This window comes from Zestosphaera sp., from assembly GCA_038727705.1.
Taxonomy (GTDB): domain Archaea; phylum Thermoproteota; class Thermoprotei_A; order Sulfolobales; family NBVN01; genus Zestomicrobium.
In genome coordinates this window covers 470,226-488,593 of the sequence record JAVYVJ010000001.1, presented here as the reverse complement: position 1 = coordinate 488,593, position 18,368 = coordinate 470,226, and the positions used below count along the sequence as shown (strand labels likewise).

The following is an 18,368-nucleotide window of genomic DNA, read 5'->3' as shown; positions in this document are numbered from 1 at the left end:
CCTCTTAAAGGCTGAAGGTCTGGAATTCCGTTGCGTCCCTCCTCACCACAGCAACGTCCACGCCCTCACCACTGAAAACATCCCTCCTTGTCGAAGCCCTGATGGCCTCTAGGGCGAGCTTGACGGCTTCATCAACACTCATACCCGGCGAGTACCTGCTTTCTATTAGGCCGACGGCTACAGGACTTCCCGAGCCGGTGACCGTATAGTTCTCCTCAACGTAGTCACCGAACCACTGGACAGCGTAGAGTCTTGGCTCGGTGTCGTAACCGCCTACAATCAGCTGAACCTCGAAGGGAAAGTATTTGTATGCGTTGAGCAGGAGCCCCAGATATGAGACTAGGGTTCTCACAGGCACTGGAGCCCCCTCCTCGTACCTGTGCTTCCTAGCTAAGTATTGGAGTTGCGATGCAAGGATCTGCGCGTCAGCGACTAACCCAGCTATGGACATTACTATGTGATCATCTATCTTCACAATCTTCCTGACCCTCTTGTGGGCGATAAAGTATCCTTGACTAGCTCTCTTATCCGCCGCTATCACTACCGAATCCCTCAACCTAAGACCTACTGTGGTTGTTCCGTGCAAAACGCTCATCCACCTCACCTCAAAATCTATCTGTCAAGTCTTTTAAATTAACGGCCTCCGTCCACTATTAACTATATATTCTCACGCTATATAAGTTTATCTTTAGGTATAAGAGTTGAAGAAGGAACCTCACGTGATTGACTTACCTAAGAAGATAGTGGTCGGCAGGAACGTCGTTTGGCAGATTCCTAAAGTGCTTGAGGAGCTGAAATTAGGGAAGCGGGTGCTGATAATCACGGGCCCTAACGTGTGGGGTTTGGTCGGTCGTGTAGTGGACGAGATACTGACCTCCAGTGATGTCCAGTATGAGGTAAGCAAGGTCTCCAGACCTTCAGTCAGCGAGGTTAACGGCCTTGCAGACTCCTCAGGACGTCTCCAACTGGACGTAGTGGTAGGTCTGGGCGGGGGCAAGCCAATAGATATTGCCAAATGCCTTTCCACACGGTTAGGTTTGCCTTTCATAAGCGTCCCAACCACCTCATCACATGATGGGATAGCATCGCCCTTCGCCTCCCTTAGAGGTGGTGAGTCCGTGACCTCAGTGATGGCTAAACCCCCTATGGCCGTTGTGGCGGATCTGGAGCTAATAGCCTCAGCACCTGGCAGGGCGATCAAGGCAGGTGCTGGTGACTTAATAGGTAAGTTCACCGCAGTTCTTGATTGGAGGCTGTCCCACAGGCTTAAGGGGGAATATTATGGAGGTTATTCAGCACAGCTCGCCCTGCTCTCAGCTAAACACATCATCAACTACGCGGACATGATATCCAAGCCTGAGACAGATGGGATCAGCGTGGTGGTGGAGGGATTGATAAGCTCGTCAGTCGCTATGTGCATAGCCGGCAGCACCAGGCCGGCTAGCGGGTCGGAACACCTCTTCAGCCACGCTCTAGACATAGTTGCTGGCTACCCAGCCCTCCACGGTGAGCAGGTAGGGGTCGGCACCATAATGATGTCCTACCTCCACGGGCTTAAATGGCGTAAGATCAAGAAAGTCCTCAAGAGGATAGGACTACCAACAACCGCGAAGGAGCTGGGGGTTAAGGACGTTGACGTTATTAACGCCCTATCAATAGCCCATAAAATAAGGCCAGATAGGTATACAATCCTCGGGGAAAGCGGCCTAACGTATGAGGCGGCAGAGAGACTGGCCCGAGTCACGGGCGTGATAGATTAAAGCTCTCGTAACTGCCTAAATGCATCGCTTTGTTAAAAGATGTTTAAGGTAAGAGAGGATGGAAGTGTTGGGTGACGGTAATGCCTACGATAACTCTGGTTAACCACATAGTGGCTAGGGAGGGCCACGTATTCATACACGGTAAACCGTCTGAGGAATGCGTTGGTTGCAGGTTCAGAGCTGTGTGTGTAGATAAGCTTAAGCCGAATCACCTTTACGAAGTAATCAGGGTCACGGGCATTAGGAACCCCTGCAGGCTCTACGGGTACGTAACAACCGTCGAGGTTGAGGAGAAACCCGTAGTCTTGGTGATCCCTAAGAGGCTTGCATTAGAGGGACTTAAGTTCGTCTACACCCCCGTTAACTGCGGTGAGAAGAAGTGCCCGTATTTCACCACATGCAATGCGCCCTACGTTAGGGAGAGCCTGCCCGTGAGGGTTGTTAGCGTGAGGGGTAAAGTCAACTGCAGGGCGTCCAAAGAATCCATGGTGGCTGCGGAGGTAGTTTTAGCGGATTAATTTAGTGTTGATTTGAACTATCTCCTCCGTTATTGTATTCCCTCTCACGTACTTCCTCCTACGCTCGCCATCGTCTTTAGGATGGAAGCCCGGGGGTTCCGACAGCAGCAGTGCCTTCTTAACTCCTCCCTGCAGCGCCGCTATCATAGGAAAGCCTGAGTTGTCCGAGCCCCCGGTGATGAGCAGTTTCCACTCTGCCGGTAGACCCAGAACCGAGGCAGTGATGGTGTCCCCTATCTTTTTACCTATGAATGCGTTAACTTTCTCACCGGTGATGGTGAGCTGGAACGACTTAGCCCTGAAGACCTCCCCTAAAGACGTGTCAGACCCGACCTTCTCAGCCAAGAATGCGGAGGGGACGATTACCGTATCTTCCGGGACGGAGGCGTCCTCAACCAGCCTCACACTCAAGCTGACTTTCTCCTTATTGGCTTTGTTCTTCCATATTCTGAGAGTCGCCACACCTAGCGGTGCGTTAATCATGTCCTTTGTCTTGGGATTGATCCTACATACCGTCAGAACCCTGCCATTCTTCTGATCCTCGCCGTAGCTGAGCTCATCAGAGCCCACAACTTTGACTAGGACGGGCTTCGGCTCCCCGGACTCCGGATCCGACAATATCACTTTGAATTCAGGCATACGACTACTCACCTAACCTGCTACTCACGACATACGTACTTGAGGAAAATAATGTTTTCATGACGTCTAAGACATCGCGTCTTTCACGTAGATCTCTACCTATCCCTTTCCAGCCAGCGAGTGCGAACACCTCAAATCCGCCACAACCTTAGAAGGACACGAAGGTTATAAGCTTTACGGTCGCTCAATAAATGCTTGAGGACTCCCCCCATCTCTTAAACCCGTACTCACCCACTAAAGGCACGAAGACGCAGTGAATGGAATCCTCTACACTTAGAGAGCCCTCCATCTTCTCAACTATCTTAAGCACTTGCATGTAAGCAGTTCCAACCGGGATCACCATCCTGCCGCCCTCCCTGAGCTGTGAGGCGAGGGGGGTTGGTATGGACGGTGCTGCGGCAGTAACTATTATCTTATCGTAGGGAGCTGCCTCCGGATAACCTTTACTCCCATCGCCCACCAGGACGGTCACGTAGTCGCTGTAGCCGGTCCTCCTTAAGTTGTCTTCAGCGAACCTCGCCAGCTCGGGCACTATCTCGATAGTCCACACATGGCCCTCCGGCTTAACCATCTCGGCGATAAGAGCAGCCTGATATCCGCTGCCAGCACCCACTTCAAGGACCTTGTTCCCCTTAGAAGGCTTCAACGCCTCAGTCATTATAGCGACCATGTGCGGGGCGCTAATGGTCTGTCCGAAACCTATGGGTAATGGGGTGTCGCTGTAAGCTAGGTCTCTATACCTCGGGGGAACGAACTCCTCCCTCGGAACTTTAATCATAGCGTCAATGACCTCCTTGCTTCGGAGGATGCCCTCCCTAACCAGCTCCCTAACCAGCTCCTCCCTCCTAGCTTTAAAGATATCGCTTGAAGTCACCTTAAACCCAGCCAACAATATGGGGGTCTCCAAGCTTAAATAAATAGCTCAAGCTTAGGCCTCGACAAAGTGGCGGAGACCTCCGAAACCCCCTCCATAATGAAGGAGTTATAAGCCCTTCCTTAAGAAGCCCTAACCGTATGTGGTGAGGCCTATTATATAGGCTTCAGCATGAACACCGCGTTTTAAGTCCTCTATCAACTCTCTGTTAAGGTCTGCCGCAGACTTGGTCGCTCTGATGGCTAGAGTGCTTGAGTTAACGTATGAGGACTTCCGTACTATCAGCCTTCTCCCATCACTTAACTCAAGTTGCAGGTCTCCTGAACCCAGCACTACGTCACGTTTCCCGAGCTCATCAATTATCAATATGACGACTAGGGAGTCCTTACTTCTGATGATCTCCCTCAGCTCCCGGTTCAGATCTGCCAGCGCCTTGTCGGCGCCGACCCCTATTATGCAGTCCCCTCGAGGGCTTAGCTCGAGATCCTTAGTTATCTCGAAAGTAGTTTCATGTGTTGCTCTCACGTTGGCATGTCCTTTGAAACGCACGATATCAAGTCCTATCCTGTATCGAGTGCTTTCCGAGGAAATCACCTCCGACCAACTGCTTGAAGTTTATCGACGGTCGTTAATACGTTGGCTTCAATAGACTTCTGGAGCCCTCCACTCTCCCCAGACTTCCCTCAGCGTCTGTGAAACCTCACCTAGAGTTGCCTTACTCTTTATCGCTTCATAGATGTAGGGGAAGATGTTGACATCCTCCTTCTCGGCAGCTTTCCTGAGGCTGTCTAAAGACCCCCTGACTTTGACAGGGTCCCTCTCCCTCTTCAACTGGTCTAGCCTGACGATCACCCTCTCCCTGACTTTAGGGTCAACCCTCAGTATCTTCACGTTGGGCATTTCCTCCTCGACTAAAGTGTTCACACCTATTATTGGTACCTCCCCCTTCTCAACCTTCAATTGCCATTCGTAAGAAGCCCTTGCTATCTCCCTCTGCGGGTATCCGAGCTCTATCGCTTTAATCATACCGCCGAGCCTATCTATCTCGTCAATCATCCTCCATGCCCTCTCCTCTATCTGATCCGTGAGCCACTCTATGTAGTATGAACCGCCAAGCGGATCCACCGAGTCTACGACCCCAGCCTCATAGAGTAGGGCCTGCTGAACCCTGACCGAGAGCTTGACGGACTCCTCCGTAGGTAGTGAGAGCGCCTCATCATATGAGTTAACGTGTAATGACTGAGTGCCTCCCAGAACTGCGGCAAGCGCCTGGAGTGTAGTCCTTATCAGGTTGACCAGCGGCTGTTGCGCCGTCAGCAGGACCCCTGCAGTTTGTGTGTGGAATCTGAGCATCATAGATCTTGGATCCTTTGCATTAAATCTGTCCTTCATGATTTTGGCCCACATCCTCCTAGCAGCCCTGAACTTAGCTACCTGCTCGAAGAGGTTGGTTCTAGCCGCGAAGAAGAACGATAATTGCCCTGCGAACTCATCCACGTTCATCCCCCTCTCGATGACCCAGTTAACATACTCTATAGCGTCGGCCAGCGTGAAGGCCACCTCCATTGCTGGGGTGGCACCAGCCTCCTCGAAATGATACCCCGAAATACTTATGGAATTCCACTTCGGTATGTTCTTGGCGGCGTACATTATAAGGTCGGTCGCGTAACGCATGGAGGGCCTCGGCGGATATATGTAATTATTCCTCGCTATGTACTCCTTCAGAATGTCGTTCTGCACGGTCCCCCTAAGCAAGGACCTACTAACACCCCTGGACTCAGCCACCGCGACATACATTGAGAGCACTTCGATCGCCGTTGCGTTTATGGTCATGGATGTGGATATTTTATCCATAGGTATGCCTTGAAAGACTAAATCCATCTCCCTCACCGAAGGCATCGAGACCCCTACCTTGCCCACCTCATACCAGGCTAACTTGTTGTCTGGGTCTAGGCCGAGTTGGGTCGGCAGGTCGAAAGCCATGCTAAGGCCTGTCTGACCGATGTTTAGTAAGTACCTGTAACGTTCGTTAGTGTCCTCGGCTGAACCGAAGCCAGCGTACTGCCTTATAGTCCATGCCCTACCTCTATACATGGTCGGGTACACGCCGCGTGTAAATGGGTATGAGCCCGGAAATCCTAGCTTATCAACGTAATTCCATCCAGTGCCCTCAGTATCTAGGGGTGTGTAGAGGCCCTTGACCTCCAGCCCCTCCTCGGTGAGGAAGCGTGCTTTCGCCTCAGGAGATTTCCTTAGGGTGGGCTCCAAGACCTCCTTAACCCACACGTTAAAACGCTCTCTTAAGTCCTTCAGGTCATCCATGGCTACCCAACCTCTCAACTACCTCAAGCAGAACACCGCCTGTCGACTTAGGGTGTATGAAATTAATTTTCCTAGAACCCTTAGAGACTAACTTAGCCTTATCGTAAGTTAGGAGAGCCCCCCTACTCTTCAGATCCTCAACAACCCTGTCAACGTCCTCCACACCAACAGCTATGTGATGTATCCCCTCACCCCTCTTCTCGATGAACTTGCTGATGGCTGAGTCTGGGCTGGTTCCTTGAAGGAGTTCTATATGCGTATCGCCGACTCTGAGCATGGCGACCCTAACATTCTCCTCAGGAACTTCTTCAACGCCTTCAAGCTCGAGACCAAGCACGTCCCTATAGAATTTCAGAGAGTCCTCAAGACTCTTGACCGCTATACCTATGTGATCGAGCTTCACGCGTTACTCACCCCACAAGCCTTCTCGAAGACCTCAACTATCTTCCTTAAGGGCGTGCCCGGCATGAAGACGTCGAACACCCCCAGCCTTTTAAGCTCGTTCAAGTCCTCCGGCGGTATTATCCCGCCGACGACGAGCGGGATGTGAACCCCCCTCTCCCTCATAAGTTTGAGTAAGTCAGCCACTAGCTCTAGATGGGAGCCTGAGAGTATCGAGATGCCGATCGCGGCGACGTCCTCCTCAACAGCCGCCTCCACAACGTCCTCCGGAGACTTGTGGACCCCCAGATAAACCACTTCAAAGCCAGCGTCTCGTAAGGCCCTCGCTACGACTTTAGCCCCGCGATCGTGGCCGTCAAGACCTAACTTGGAAACAAGGACCTTCCTCCTTAACCCCATCGTTTGAGGCATTGTGTCTACGGTCGACGCGGTCACGTGAATCCCTATATATAGTGACGTCTGAGACTTAAAAATGACCTGAAGCGAGTTCTAAACAATCTTTAATAGGGTCAGAACCATCATCGCTTCACCTCCATATAGCTTATGAAGAAGCCCTCCGTCAGGCTTTTGTGTGGGAAGAGCCGCATCACGTCCTCTGAGCAGGAATATCTTGAGTAGCCTTTCCCAGACCATTCGATGGTTCTGCGCAGCCTGGCCCGATGTAACGTTATACAGTGTTCTTGAGAGCACCCTAATGATCAAGCGTCTGTTCAAATCATGAGAGAACTCCTCCATCCCCCTCAACACCCCCACCAGGAACCCCTCATTAACACCGTGGAATAAGAGGCAACTGGACACATAAACGCCACGCTATGCAGCCTGCTTAAAAACGTGGTAGACGTTATGTTAAGTGATGATGTCGCCGCTCCAGACTGAAGGGTGAGGATCTCGCGACGAACTGATCAACACTGTTTTATGTTTACGTAGTATGTGAATCGAGAATATCGCTCCTCAGGGCTGCGTGGTTTCACAGAACCCTGAACCTCCGCATCATAATCCTTAGACTCAAGGCGTCTTTAAGTACTTTCTGGCCTTCTTGTAGGTTCCCGTGGTCCTTTCAGGAATTAGTGAGGCAACCAGACCCTTTCTCTCCAGGACCGCGAGAGCTGTTAACACCTTCCACTTATGTTGCGCCCGCACCCTGATTATAGCCCTAGACGAGTTCGTGTCTAGGTAGAGCACTTTAGGCGATGCCTTAGAATAATTCAGCTTTCCGTACAACTCTATGAATGCTTCATCTACGTACTCCTGGAGTTTCCTGCAATCTAGGTTATCGTTCAACCCCACGAACCTCACAATAATGTACCTCCTCCTAGGCTTCGTCCGCGCCTCAAGCCCCCTGATCACCTGCCTCACTGTCCTCGAGTTAAGACTATCTGAAATAAGCCTAAGCTTCCTATGCGTTACCCTAACATAGAATAGAGCTAGCACCGAGGCCGCTAGGGCCAGCACAGCCACTGCAAGGAGCGCCTCATACATTAGGGCTGAGTCCAGCACTTCTAAGCACCGATAGTGGATTCGTGGTTAACGCTGATAAGGATTTAGCTTCCGAGAGCCCTAACTCCAGCAGGAGTGCGTAATACACGCTTGGGTGATGCATCTCGCTTAACGTGCGGGCCCCACTGCCTAAAGACAGAAGGAGAGAGCTCTTCTCGTAGAGACCTAACAATACATGCAGGCCTGGGAGATCCCTCCCCATGAGCAATGCGTCCATGATCTCTGACGCATTTATCACGACAGGCTTTCCCACGTTAACTAGCTTGGTGAAGGTCTTCTTAACCCTCCCGTTCGTGAGGAGCGTGTGACCTATTTCCACAGCGTCTATTGACTTAATGATGCGATTGTTTAACTTCAGCTCCCCTGGTGTTCGCGCTACCAGAACTTTAAACGCCCTTCCCTCCTCCCTCCTTGAGGGGGCCTCGAGGTTCAGCGCGCGTTTAGGGATCAACACGACGTTTCCAGCCGTCCTGACTTTGGTGAGGCCGTGTAGCGCCACCGCACCGTAGCCGTAGGCGTTTGCTTTTTCAGTCAGTTGCGTGAGCGACTCGGAAGGGATTTTATTGCTTAGGTCAACGTACCTTGCTCGCACTCCCTCATCACCCCCTCCATATACTTAATCAGGTCCTCCACCCTCCTAACCCCTATTACAGTCGCGGAGAGCCTGACGACGTCGTCCCCATCCATCAAGATTGCCCTACCTAGCAGAGCCTCCTGTTTACTGAGCCTCAGATGAATTACCGAGTTCTTAGCTCCGACACGTCTAGGCAGGGTAGCCATAAGGAGGGATCTGTCGACGACCGCTAACGAGCACACCACATGCTTGAAGGCAAGTACCTCGGATTCCCTCTCCTTCAGCCTGAACGTGATCAATATTATAGGATTGCCGTAATGCCCTTTAGCTACCTGCTCTTCAATGATGACGCCCGACCTCAGTTCGGGAGGCAGCAGATTAAGCACGGCCTGCTTTACTTTAGCAGGGTCCTCAGTGCTGTGTGAGAACGCTGTCAGTGTTAAATTAGTTAACGTGAGATTCCTGTGCATGATCACTTCTCAATTCCTAACTCCTTAGCCTTATCCCGCGTTACTATGAGGCGCGCGCCTCTTGAGGCTTCATGCCTCCTCTTTAATCCCCTCTCCTTAGCCTTCTTCTTCCACTTCCAGTGATGAGTCCCTTTAACACCTCTATTGCCGAGGAGGCCTCTCATGCGTCTGCCGGCTGCGGTCTTTCCTCTGAAAACTCTCCCCCTCTGCGATGGTGACGCGATCCAGCTTACGTCGCGGTCGGACCTTATCGCTGGGTGATCAGGGTCTACCAGGATTACCTCGAAGTACTCGTAAATGCCGTCTTCCCCTACCCAGTAGGAGCCGAGGACCTCAGCATTGCTGAACTTCCTGGCCGCCTTCTCCTCAGCTATCAACTGTTGCGGCTTCTCAGGAGCGTAACCATACACACCCATCCTCTTAGGTCTGCGGCCTGAGTTAGGTCTTACCTTACTCAGGCCTCCCTTCTTAACCCTGACCCTAGCCACTATGAAGCCTTGCTTGGCCTCGTAACCTATCGCCCTGGCTCTGTCAAGCCTTGTGGGTCTCTCAACCCTGGCGACTGTAGGTCCCCTCCTCCACGATATGTAGCGCTCCCTCATTAGTTCTCTCATAGCGCCTGATTCGAGATCTTTCCACGCCTCTGAGATATGGCTGTATATTGAGCGTCCCATGCTACTTCCCCACATCCTCAAATTAGATGCTACGGGGTTTAAAAGAGTTTGGTGCTTGGACGCAGGCTCATCTAGCCGAGACTATCTTGACCACATCGTTGTTGCGTAACTCGTATGACGCGCCCACCCTCTTGCTCTCCTTAGCCAGTAGGGCATATAAGAAGCCCTTCCCTAAATCCGTGTGCACTAGGTAGGCGAGCTCCTGCGCAGTCACCCCCTTCCTAACCAGGTAAGCGTCGGGCAGCACGTTGCCGTTACTGTCGGCGTACTTATGCGGATCCTCAACAGGGTACACCACTATCATGTTAAGGACTTTGAAGACCGCTGTGTTCAGGGATTGCTGCACCCCAGTCCCTCCGAACTTCCTCATGAACTCCCTCACCCTCTCCAGCACTGCTCTTTGTTTAGGGTTCAACTTATCTTCATCTACTATCGTGAAGTCAGGATCGCCCGGCAAGTACTTCACCAACCCAGCCTTAGCGGCCTTCCTCAAGACCATCTCATAGATAGAGCTTGCTGGGATGAAGACCCTGTCCTTAAGCTCCTTAGTCAGGCGTTTAACGTTATCCTCGGATTCAGGGATGTCCGCCTTATTGCCAACCACCACCATCGGCTTTGAGACTTCACGCAGCTTAACCACGAACCTCCTCAACTCCTCATCACGCCAGGAACTAGGCTTGGACATCTCGAGGCCGCTGGCCTTCAAAGCCAGGATCACGTGTTCCCGCCGTATGGAGAGGCCTGAGACCCGCTTGGTTATCGCTTCAATCGCCTGATCCCACGGCATGCCGTCAAGCCCTCTAGCAAAACGGAGCCAGTCCCTGCTTATTATACCGTAGAACCACTCGTTAACCTCCGTCTCAATGCTTAACACCTCCTCCAGCGGGTCATACGTGCCTGGCGTTACAGGCCTCCCCTCCTCATCTGTGGAGCCTGAGGCGTCTATTACATGAAGTAACACATCAGCCTGCCGTAAATCATCCATGAACTTATTACCTAACCCCCTCCCCTTATGAGCATCCTTTATCAGACCGGCAACGTCCATCAGCTTGACCGGTATTAGTCTCTCCCCACTCACACATATGGAATTTCTCGCGTCGCACCTAGGCAACCCCAGCTCCGCATGAACGCACTTGACTCGGACGTAAGCTACCCCGATGTTCGGTTCTATGGTCACGAAAGGCCTGTTTTCTATCTTGACGTCTATCATGGTTGCCGCGGAAAAGAAAGTGGATTTACCGACGTTCGTTTTGCCTATGACCCCTACGAGAGGGGGGTTCGGAGGCAGGCATAACACCTCAGTGGTAATATACGCACCGAGTCTTAAAAAGAATGTCGGGATGATGAGTGGGGGACGCCCCCGCCATTATCTGAAGATCCGTGGCAACGCCTCATCTCTAGAGCCACACACCCCTGTCCACTCTGCACTCGCCCTTCAGCTCGCGTAAATCATTCTCACCCACGTAAACACTGCAGGGTGGAACGTCCCTAGTAACCACCACCCCAGGGTATATCCATGAGTATGCCCCCACCTTAACCCCAGGCATTAGAGAGACATCTACACCCGTCTTAACGAAGTCCCCTAACACGGCACCGAACTTAACCCTTCCGGTGGACTCCCTCACACCCTTCACGACATAGCTTACAGGCCTCTCATCAAACCTAAGGTTAGCGGTTATTGTGCCGGCCCCTAGGTTACAACCTTCACCAATTATTGAGTCTCCTACGTAGGCGTGGTGTGATACGTGCACCTTACTCATTAACACACTCTCCTTAACCTCAACGTTATACCCTACCTTAGAACCGCTTGAGATCACTGTGTAGGGTCTAATATAGCTGTTTGGCCCCACCACGGAGTTACGTCCTATGTAGGCTGGACCCACTATGTATGTCCCGGAGAGGACCTCCGCACCCTCATCTATGTAGACAGGGTTCTTGATCGTGACGCCAGGCTCTACACTACCTTTGACCACCTGCCTGCTCCAGGAACTCATTAGATCCTTATTTAACTCAAGCAGGCTCCAAGGCCTTCCCAGATCCTTCCAGTAGCTTAATCTATAGACGTGGACTGGTTCCTCGCTAGCCAACATCGTCAGAGCGTCCGTCAGCTCATACTCACCCCTAGAGCTTAAAGGCAGGTCATTCAGGTACTTTGCCAACTTCTGGCTGAGGATATAAACCCCCGCATTGACCAGGTTGGAGTGAGCGCTCTCGGGCTTCTCCACTATACCCTTAAGTAAGGAGCCCTCACTAATTAGAACGCCATACCTTCTAGGGTCGCTGACTTCGTAAGCACCGATAACGTTCCTCCCCAGCTTGACAATATTCTTCAGATCCTCAAACCTCACGTAGACGTCTCCATAGATTATTAGAAAATAGTCAGAGCTGACCTCCTCAAGCCCTCGCCTAGCGGCGTCGCCAGTGCCGAGGGGTTTCCCCTGAAGGACTAGTTTTATATCGCATGAAACCTTTTCAGCTAACCTACTCACATACCCGCTCACCTGATCTGCCATGTAGTTGGACACTATTACAACTCTCTCAACGCCCAAGGTTGCTAGATTATCGATGTGATGTTCAAGCAATGGCTTATCAATAACGGGGATCAGGACCTTATTCCTTGTGTGGGTCAACGGCTCCAGTCCTCTACCGTATCCGGCGGCGAGGAGTATTGCCTCCATTAACTCGCCCATTATACCATGCGGCAATACATTATAAAGGCTGAAGAAAACGACCGCTGAACGCAGGTTACGGACAATCTAACAATTAATGAGTCCTCATCAAGCCCTACATCACGGTATTCACACGCCGAGAACTTGGGCTTCATGCTTGAGGCGCTGGGAGTACCTCCTCACCGCCTTCAGAGGGTGTGGCTTGAAGTAGCTTCGACTTATATATTTCAACCTTCCTTAGCGGGTATATCTTCTTACACGCGACGAAAATGTCGGTTGCCAGAGTTCCTAACATTATGGACTTGATGAATTCAGCGAGATTCATCTGGGACGCCTTCTCGGCAAGCACCTTCATCATCTCCCTCCTGATCGCGTTCCTCTGGCTTGTCTTACACCTGTATGTAGTCAGGGAGATTGCGGTGACTCTCATCGTGTGACCATCGCTGGTGGTCACGTTAACTATGGCACTGACCTTACTGGACTTCCTCCTTATAAGGGATCTCATGTAATCCCTAGCCAGCTCGTGTCCTTTAAACCGAGTGCGTGCCACGTCGCCGTCGACCTCAACCACCTGGAATTTAAGCATTACATGGTGTTTGCTGAAATCGCCTGTGAGGTCGAAGAGGGAGACCTCAAAAGTTCTGCCAATGACTCTGGAGAAATCCTCTGCGGGGGTTGTGGCTATCTCGGCGCTCCCAAAAACCTCTGGTGCTAACACCTTGTACCATTTCTTCAGTTTCCACTTATCCTTAACCTGCGGCGCTCTTGACATCTCCACGACCTAATACCTTTCTCAGGTAGAGCTTATAAAACTTTAGCACCTCCTTCACGGGGACCCCGCGTCACTACGACCTGTAAACCCCAACCACGTCTTGGGGGTTGCTCAGCGTCGCTTGATCGTGCGGTTCTGCCTGAGTGCGGGGTCACCTCAAGCTAGTGGAGGTGAGGTCCGCAGAGCTAAAGGCAGGGCAGGCAACATTAACGAATGCGAAACATCAACAATAATGAAACCTGAGCCTCGAGAGGGTAGGCGGGTGGCAGAAATCCTATTGAGTCCTGTGCTCTAAGATGGTGCCTGAAAGCATTCTATATATTCTTAAGAACTCCTCAATTATTGAGGAAGCGGTTCTCACAGCCTCAGAGGACGTGCTACCCTCGTAGACTGCGCTGTACGTGAAGCGTCCTTCCCCTACCTCGTGAGCTATTGCGTAGTTTCTCGGAGGTTTCATATCGTCTGGGAGTGTAGCCCTGTGAAGAGACTCTAGAAGCTTTGGATCTCCCTCCCTTACCTCAATCTTCACCAAGATTCTCAAGTTACAGAACCTCTGACGCGTTAGGCACTATTAGGTACCCTCCTTGAACCACGTACTTGGGGGCTGACGCGCGTCTGATGTTTTGGGTTAAGTAACTCAGAGGTATGTAATGCTTCCCGCTATACTCTATAATCACAGGTGTTTTAGAGGGATCAATTAAGTTGAAGCTCCAGAGCACCTTACCTATCACTGTTGCAGAGAGTCTGGCGGGGTCCCCCTTTATCACCACGTACTTGACCTTGGACGCTTCCACCCCCTCGCTCAACACTGGCTCAAGGCACGATTTCATGTACTTGATGTTCCTAATGAATTCAAGGTAACACTTCCTGAGATGCCCTGGACTGATCATCGACGAGAGGTAGCCCTCATACCCCCTAACGTCAAGCAACCAGGTCATGAAATACGCTAAGGTAGTTAGGTCCCTCACGAACCAGCTGAATTTAATGAGGTGGGTCTTAAGCTTCAGCCTGTCCTGCGGGATTTTGTAAACCGCAGCTACTGCCGTCAGCGTCTCGCTCAAACCCCCCTTAGCTGCAGTTAAAGTTATGTAGGGATCGAGTCCCATATCCGCCGTATATGTAGGTGATGTGAAGTACGGCACTAGCGGGGCATCCACACTCTCCAGCAAGCCTTCACTACCTAACTTACTGAGGAACTCTTTCTCATGATCGCTCGGGTTCAATTCCTTAAGCCTCGGTATGTACTTAGCGCAGACGGCTGAGGCGACTAATACTTTTATCTCTTTGGAGATGGGCACAAACTCGTTCAGCAGGTTCGTTATACCTGGGAGTAGTGAGGGGTATCTAACAACGTAATTGTGCTTCAAGAGTGATGTCTGGTTGGTGCTGGATGCCTGAAAAATCAGGCATTCACTGCAGTCTGTGTTGGGTATGTTAATCCCGATGACTCTAGCGGCAATATCTGCGCTTAAGCTGATGTAGTCCGGAAGGAACTCTGCGTCTAGCTCCATGGAGTTGAGGGCCTTAAACAGCACCCCGCCTGCTGTGATCGATTCCACATCGAAGCTCGACACAACCCTGACTAGCCTCCCGCTTTTCCTTATCTCGTTTAGAAAACTATGGAAAGCCTCAACGTCAGTTATGACTCTATTCGGCTGGGGCAAAAACACACCCGCTTAATCTAACTACTCTTAACCTTAATATTCGTGATCCCTACTTGACTTCTGTGTACGGTATTAGGGGCCTCTGAGTGAGGATCTTAGCTCCTTCAGGGTCGTACTTCCAATCTGAAGGAAGCTTACCCACTCTCTTGTAGTATTTAATGAGCCTATGTATCTTGGACTCCACAGCGATGAGACCTCTCTGGGAATGCGTGTCCTTAGGATGTTCGCTGAGGTGTCTTCTTAGGTTGACTGCTTTCTTTATCAGGTTGTAGAGATCCTCCGGTATCACTGGGTTCATCCCATATCTCTCCAGAACCTCGGTGATCTCTAGACCCAACACCGCCTTAGCTAGAGGAACTCCATATTGATCCCTCAGAATCACTCCAATCATCGAGGGTGGGTACCCCTTCCTAGCTAACTCCACTATGATGGTCTCTATCTCCTCAGGTGTGTACTGCAACCACTTCGGTGGTACTAGCGTCGGCGGTCTCGTAGAGTGTGACTTTCCTTTCTCCTTTCCCTTCCTCATCCCAGCACCTATTAAATCTCCTATATCTGGGATTTATAAGTCGTTCTCAACCACTCGACCATGGCCCTGAACGCTTTCCCCCTATGTGAGAGGGAGTTTTTCGCCTCAGTCGGCATCTCAGCAAAAGTCTTGCTGTGCCCATCCGGTATGAATATGGGGTCGAAGCCGAAACCGCCGAGCCCCCTGACCTCCCTAGATATCGTACCCTCCACGACCCCCCTGAAAAGTCTGAAGCCATGTTCAGGATAGTAGAGCACTATCACTGACTCGAATCGTGCTTGCCTCTCCGTAAGTCCCTCCATGAGCTTCAGAATCCCTCTAACGCCCAATGTCCTGTAGACATAACTGCTGTAGGGGCCTGGGAAACCGCCTAGGGAGGGTATGTAAAGCCCCGAGTCCTCTACGAAGAACGGATCACTCAGTTGCAGTGAGGCCTGCACAGCGCTGTAGAGCGCTATAGCCGATAGCTCGTCGGACTGTATTTCAATCTTGCTTAGCTCGGCCGGGCTTACATCCACGCACTCCTCAACACCAAGCCTCTGAAACTCCCTGACCTTGCCTGCGTTCCTTGAGATTAAATACAGTTTAAAGACCTCTCCGCACCCTTCTCTCCTCGACATACCTCCCCCTAAGCCTTATCTCCTTAACCTTACCTAATAAAGAGTCCGTCAGGCTCTCACCGCTGACGTCGCTGTACCCTCTTACAAAGCTCCCCAGCAAGACCTCCTTGTGGCCGAAGTGCGTGCTCTCCACAGCCCTTATGAAGAGATGTATGTCAGTGGCCAAGTCCTCCAACCTCCTGGAGTACCTGGCCAGGCCGAAATCTATCAAGAACACCTCCTCACCACTCACTATCACGTTCGAGGTGGTTAGGTCGCCGTGCACTATCCCCGCCTCGTGAATCTTAGCAACCATCGCTCCCAAGCTTCGCAGGTATTTGGAGACCCTGCTCGCCCCGCTCGACACGAGGTCCTTGAGCAGAACCCCTTCCACAAACTCCATCACTATCAACCCTTCGCCTGCGTCCACGTAGTAGATAGCCGGCACATTAAGTCCCCTCAATCTCAGCTCAGCGAGTATCTTAGCTTCGGTCTCGCTTCTCTCCCTGACGATCAGGGCGTCCAACCTGTGATCCCTGTAGGGCTTGCCCACCCTAACCTTGTAGATTGAGGTCATGCCATCGTAGCACGCCTTAACTATGAGTGCTTCGGCACCCAACGCTAGCAACTCAGGCATGCCAGAGCACGTCAACCTGGTCAAGCTTCCACCTCTGCCTCACGTGGGCTTCCTCAGGCTTCACGACCACGCCGTGCTTGAACATGAGGAGCCCGGTCCACGCTATCATGACGCCATTATCTACGGCGTACTGCGGTGGGACTATACCTAACTTGACCTTCCTGATTGCGCTCATCACTTCGAACTTCTCCTTAAGTATTGGGCTGGATGCCACGCCGCCCACCACGAGCACTTCCTTCTTCCCAGTGTGGGCTACGCCCCTCTCACTCACCTCAATCACGGCTGAGTACGCTATTTCCCTAGCACTGTAGCATAAGTCATTGAGAACGACACCGCCGGCCTTAGCCAGCCTCAGAGTTGCCGTAAGCAAACCGGAAAACGAGACGTCTTGCCCCTTGACGACATAGGGGAGTTCTACGAATTCTCTGCCTTCAGAGGCGCATCGATCAATTTGATGAAGTCCCGAGACCACGTATGGCGGGGCTAGGCCCAGCTCACGGGCCAACGTGTCGAGGAAGTTGCCGAGCGATATGTCGAGAGTCTCTCCGAAAATTCTGTACCTACCCTCTGTGAATGAGGCTATGAGTGTGTTTCCTCCTGATAGGTAGACTACCAGAGGATCTCTAAACTGGAATAACATCCTCCCTACCTCCACGTGTGCTAGTGCATGATTAACCGGGATGAGAGGCTTGTTAAAGTATGTGGCTATCCCCCTGGCTAGGGTGGCGCCTACCCTCAGGCAGGGTCCCATGCCCGGTCCTAGAGCCACTGCTACAGCATCTATGTCTCTTATAGTCACCCCTGCGTAACTCAATGCTTTGCTAAGCGCTCGGGGGGCGTTGTCCATGAAGTATTGGGCAGCCTCCTTCGGGTGGATGCCGCCTACCTTAGGTCTATATTCGAACCTGACGTCCGCTACTATGTGCGGGGTCTCATCCTTAACGATCCCGACCCCCAGGGTATGTGCGGAGGATTCTATACCTAAGACAAGCATCTTCTAACCATGTTCCAGCTATGTCTGCCTTACGTACTCGACGTGGTGGCAGTAGCCACAGTACCAACGTGGACTTGATCCCGCGTAGTACCCCATAATCCTACCGCATTTAGGACATATCCTCCTCTTCAGCTTTATCCTGCCCGTTCCTGGATCCACTTCATATAGCTTGTGTCTCTCGGCCAAGGCTCAGCCCCTCTTGACTAGGTATTCAGGCTCAAAGAACTTGAGCCTATCTATGGAGTCATATACGTTGGCTCTAAACGTTGAGCGATGAGAGCCGTACTCGCCCTTAACGTACCTCACAACTACGTGGTCGGGTGTCCTACCGTATAGCTTGGCAAGCGTCTCTCTGAGAAAACCTCTGTTAGGCGTTCCTCTACCAAGGTGTATGATCTCACCCATGACCTCCGTCCTCCCGACCACTCTGTTAGCCTTCTCCAGCAATACATTAACTATCACTCCTTGGTCGATAGCCACTGACCTCAGCGGCGTGTGACTCATCGCTACCACACCATTAAATTAAGAGGTGTGAAGGGTTTTTTAAGTTCACATCCCTAGACGCAGGGCGTACTTCCCTTCCTTCCTTATGTTCAGGTGTCTGCTGACCAGCGATCTCTCAGGATCCAATATCAGCACTACCCCCCTCCAATCCTCGGTGAAGGTCTCTCCACCGCAGTTAGGGCACTTAGACTCGTCCCTACCTACCAGGTACTTGCAGTTGCTGCATGCCTTAAACAGATATTTTCTACTCTTAGTCGCTGACGTCCTCAT

At 51.6% G+C, this 18,368-nt stretch carries 26 protein-coding genes; 2 read left to right on the top strand and 24 right to left on the bottom strand.

Features of this window, described 5'->3' with window-relative positions:
* Positions 1–4 precede the first annotated feature (4 nt).
* Positions 5–595: a proteasome subunit beta gene (locus tag QW772_02770; GenBank protein MEM0037827.1), complete on the bottom strand. Its 591-nt coding sequence runs from the start codon at positions 593–595 to the stop codon at positions 5–7.
* A gap of 106 nt (positions 596–701) precedes the next feature.
* Between QW772_02770 and QW772_02765 the strand changes: the two genes are divergently transcribed.
* Positions 702–1,760, top strand: coding sequence for an NAD(P)-dependent glycerol-1-phosphate dehydrogenase (locus QW772_02765; protein ID MEM0037826.1), 1,059 nt, complete (start codon positions 702–704; stop codon positions 1,758–1,760).
* Between the two features lie 80 nt (positions 1,761–1,840).
* On the top strand, positions 1,841–2,278 hold the full coding sequence (locus tag QW772_02760; GenBank protein MEM0037825.1) for a UPF0179 family protein: 438 nt from the start codon (positions 1,841–1,843) through the stop codon (positions 2,276–2,278).
* Here the strand turns inward: QW772_02760 and QW772_02755 are convergent.
* The 23 genes from QW772_02755 to spt4 all read right to left on the bottom strand — a co-directional run bounded on the left by QW772_02755 (position 2,267) and on the right by spt4 (position 18,368).
* Positions 2,267–2,917 (bottom strand): 30S ribosomal protein S6e, encoded by a 651-nt coding sequence (locus QW772_02755; GenBank protein MEM0037824.1) that lies wholly within the window; start codon positions 2,915–2,917, stop codon positions 2,267–2,269. The genes QW772_02760 and QW772_02755 overlap by 12 nt on opposite strands.
* 184 nt (positions 2,918–3,101) lie before the next feature.
* Complete coding sequence (locus QW772_02750; GenBank protein ID MEM0037823.1) at positions 3,102–3,806, bottom strand: protein-L-isoaspartate O-methyltransferase; 705 nt, start codon at positions 3,804–3,806, stop codon at positions 3,102–3,104.
* Between the two features lie 117 nt (positions 3,807–3,923).
* On the bottom strand, positions 3,924–4,385 hold the full coding sequence (locus QW772_02745) for a DUF371 domain-containing protein (GenBank protein MEM0037822.1): 462 nt from the start codon (positions 4,383–4,385) through the stop codon (positions 3,924–3,926).
* Positions 4,386–4,433: 48 nt separating this feature from the next.
* Positions 4,434–6,131 (bottom strand): methylmalonyl-CoA mutase family protein, encoded by a 1,698-nt coding sequence (locus QW772_02740; protein ID MEM0037821.1) that lies wholly within the window; start codon positions 6,129–6,131, stop codon positions 4,434–4,436.
* Positions 6,106–6,516, bottom strand: coding sequence for a methylmalonyl-CoA epimerase (mce, locus tag QW772_02735; protein ID MEM0037820.1), 411 nt, complete (start codon positions 6,514–6,516; stop codon positions 6,106–6,108). The genes QW772_02740 and mce overlap by 26 nt, the downstream gene beginning before the upstream one ends.
* The gene (locus QW772_02730) at positions 6,513–6,950 is read right to left on the bottom strand and encodes a cobalamin B12-binding domain-containing protein (GenBank protein MEM0037819.1); all 438 of its coding nucleotides are present in this window, start codon (positions 6,948–6,950) and stop codon (positions 6,513–6,515) included. Before QW772_02730 ends, mce begins: the two co-directional genes overlap by 4 nt.
* Before the next feature lie 54 nt (positions 6,951–7,004).
* Positions 7,005–7,313 (bottom strand): hypothetical protein, encoded by a 309-nt coding sequence (locus QW772_02725; GenBank protein MEM0037818.1) that lies wholly within the window; start codon positions 7,311–7,313, stop codon positions 7,005–7,007.
* 207 nt (positions 7,314–7,520) lie between these two features.
* A complete protein-coding gene (locus tag QW772_02720; protein MEM0037817.1) occupies positions 7,521–8,012 on the bottom strand; it encodes an Rpp14/Pop5 family protein in 492 nt (163 codons plus the stop codon).
* On the bottom strand, positions 7,987–8,604 hold the full coding sequence (locus tag QW772_02715) for a hypothetical protein (GenBank protein ID MEM0037816.1): 618 nt from the start codon (positions 8,602–8,604) through the stop codon (positions 7,987–7,989). The genes QW772_02720 and QW772_02715 overlap by 26 nt, the downstream gene beginning before the upstream one ends.
* On the bottom strand, positions 8,580–9,056 hold the full coding sequence (locus tag QW772_02710) for an RNA-binding domain-containing protein (GenBank protein ID MEM0037815.1): 477 nt from the start codon (positions 9,054–9,056) through the stop codon (positions 8,580–8,582). Before QW772_02710 ends, QW772_02715 begins: the two co-directional genes overlap by 25 nt.
* A 2-nt stretch (positions 9,057–9,058) precedes the next feature.
* Positions 9,059–9,730 (bottom strand): 50S ribosomal protein L15e, encoded by a 672-nt coding sequence (locus tag QW772_02705; GenBank protein MEM0037814.1) that lies wholly within the window; start codon positions 9,728–9,730, stop codon positions 9,059–9,061.
* A 67-nt stretch (positions 9,731–9,797) separates the two neighbouring features.
* On the bottom strand, positions 9,798–11,027 hold the full coding sequence (locus QW772_02700) for a redox-regulated ATPase YchF (GenBank protein ID MEM0037813.1): 1,230 nt from the start codon (positions 11,025–11,027) through the stop codon (positions 9,798–9,800).
* 100 nt (positions 11,028–11,127) lie between these two features.
* Complete coding sequence (locus QW772_02695) at positions 11,128–12,420, bottom strand: sugar phosphate nucleotidyltransferase (GenBank protein ID MEM0037812.1); 1,293 nt, start codon at positions 12,418–12,420, stop codon at positions 11,128–11,130.
* A gap of 130 nt (positions 12,421–12,550) precedes the next feature.
* Positions 12,551–13,171 carry a 30S ribosomal protein S3ae gene (locus QW772_02690; protein ID MEM0037811.1) on the bottom strand — a complete coding sequence of 207 codons (621 nt, stop codon included), beginning with the start codon at positions 13,169–13,171 and terminating at the stop codon, positions 12,551–12,553.
* A gap of 274 nt (positions 13,172–13,445) precedes the next feature.
* Positions 13,446–13,712 carry a hypothetical protein gene (locus tag QW772_02685; protein ID MEM0037810.1) on the bottom strand — a complete coding sequence of 89 codons (267 nt, stop codon included), beginning with the start codon at positions 13,710–13,712 and terminating at the stop codon, positions 13,446–13,448.
* 1 nt (position 13,713) lies between these two features.
* On the bottom strand, positions 13,714–14,835 hold the full coding sequence (locus QW772_02680; GenBank protein ID MEM0037809.1) for a hypothetical protein: 1,122 nt from the start codon (positions 14,833–14,835) through the stop codon (positions 13,714–13,716).
* A gap of 49 nt (positions 14,836–14,884) precedes the next feature.
* A complete protein-coding gene (locus QW772_02675; protein ID MEM0037808.1) occupies positions 14,885–15,364 on the bottom strand; it encodes a 30S ribosomal protein S15 in 480 nt (159 codons plus the stop codon).
* Positions 15,365–15,384: 20 nt separating this feature from the next.
* Complete coding sequence (locus tag QW772_02670) at positions 15,385–15,984, bottom strand: XTP/dITP diphosphatase (GenBank protein ID MEM0037807.1); 600 nt, start codon at positions 15,982–15,984, stop codon at positions 15,385–15,387.
* Entirely contained in the window at positions 15,950–16,624 is a 675-nt protein-coding gene (locus tag QW772_02665; protein MEM0037806.1) for a Kae1-associated kinase Bud32, read from the bottom strand. Before QW772_02665 ends, QW772_02670 begins: the two co-directional genes overlap by 35 nt.
* Positions 16,593–17,594, bottom strand: a complete 1,002-nt coding sequence (gene kae1 / locus QW772_02660; GenBank protein ID MEM0037805.1) for a KEOPS complex N(6)-L-threonylcarbamoyladenine synthase Kae1 — start codon at positions 17,592–17,594, stop codon at positions 16,593–16,595. The genes QW772_02665 and kae1 overlap by 32 nt, the downstream gene beginning before the upstream one ends.
* Before the next feature lie 18 nt (positions 17,595–17,612).
* Entirely contained in the window at positions 17,613–17,780 is a 168-nt protein-coding gene (locus tag QW772_02655) for a 30S ribosomal protein S27ae (protein ID MEM0037804.1), read from the bottom strand.
* Between the two features lie 3 nt (positions 17,781–17,783).
* Entirely contained in the window at positions 17,784–18,098 is a 315-nt protein-coding gene (locus QW772_02650) for a 30S ribosomal protein S24e (protein MEM0037803.1), read from the bottom strand.
* Positions 18,099–18,143: 45 nt separating this feature from the next.
* Positions 18,144–18,368, bottom strand: a complete 225-nt coding sequence (gene spt4 / locus QW772_02645; GenBank protein ID MEM0037802.1) for a transcription elongation factor subunit Spt4 — start codon at positions 18,366–18,368, stop codon at positions 18,144–18,146.

Bases quoted from the DNA above. Each gene is read 5' to 3' on its own strand.
- QW772_02760 (MEM0037825.1), top strand. From the start codon at position 1,841: ATGCCTACGATAACTCTGGTTAACCACATAGTGGCTAGGGAGGGCCAC.
- QW772_02770 (MEM0037827.1), bottom strand. From the start codon at position 595: ATGAGCGTTTTGCACGGAACAACCACAGTAGGTCTTAGGTTGAGGGAT.
- QW772_02755 (MEM0037824.1), bottom strand. From the start codon at position 2,917: ATGCCTGAATTCAAAGTGATATTGTCGGATCCGGAGTCCGGGGAGCCG.
- QW772_02710 (MEM0037815.1), bottom strand. From the start codon at position 9,056: ATGCACAGGAATCTCACGTTAACTAATTTAACACTGACAGCGTTCTCA.
- QW772_02690 (MEM0037811.1), bottom strand. From the start codon at position 13,171: ATGTCAAGAGCGCCGCAGGTTAAGGATAAGTGGAAACTGAAGAAATGG.
- QW772_02705 (MEM0037814.1), bottom strand. From the start codon at position 9,730: ATGGGACGCTCAATATACAGCCATATCTCAGAGGCGTGGAAAGATCTC.
- QW772_02675 (MEM0037808.1), bottom strand. From the start codon at position 15,364: ATGAGGAAGGGAAAGGAGAAAGGAAAGTCACACTCTACGAGACCGCCG.
- QW772_02650 (MEM0037803.1), bottom strand. From the start codon at position 18,098: ATGAGTCACACGCCGCTGAGGTCAGTGGCTATCGACCAAGGAGTGATA.
- QW772_02670 (MEM0037807.1), bottom strand. From the start codon at position 15,984: ATGTCGAGGAGAGAAGGGTGCGGAGAGGTCTTTAAACTGTATTTAATC.
- QW772_02695 (MEM0037812.1), bottom strand. From the start codon at position 12,420: ATGGGCGAGTTAATGGAGGCAATACTCCTCGCCGCCGGATACGGTAGA.
- kae1 (MEM0037805.1), bottom strand. From the start codon at position 17,594: ATGCTTGTCTTAGGTATAGAATCCTCCGCACATACCCTGGGGGTCGGG.
- spt4 (MEM0037802.1), bottom strand. From the start codon at position 18,368: ATGAGGACGTCAGCGACTAAGAGTAGAAAATATCTGTTTAAGGCATGC.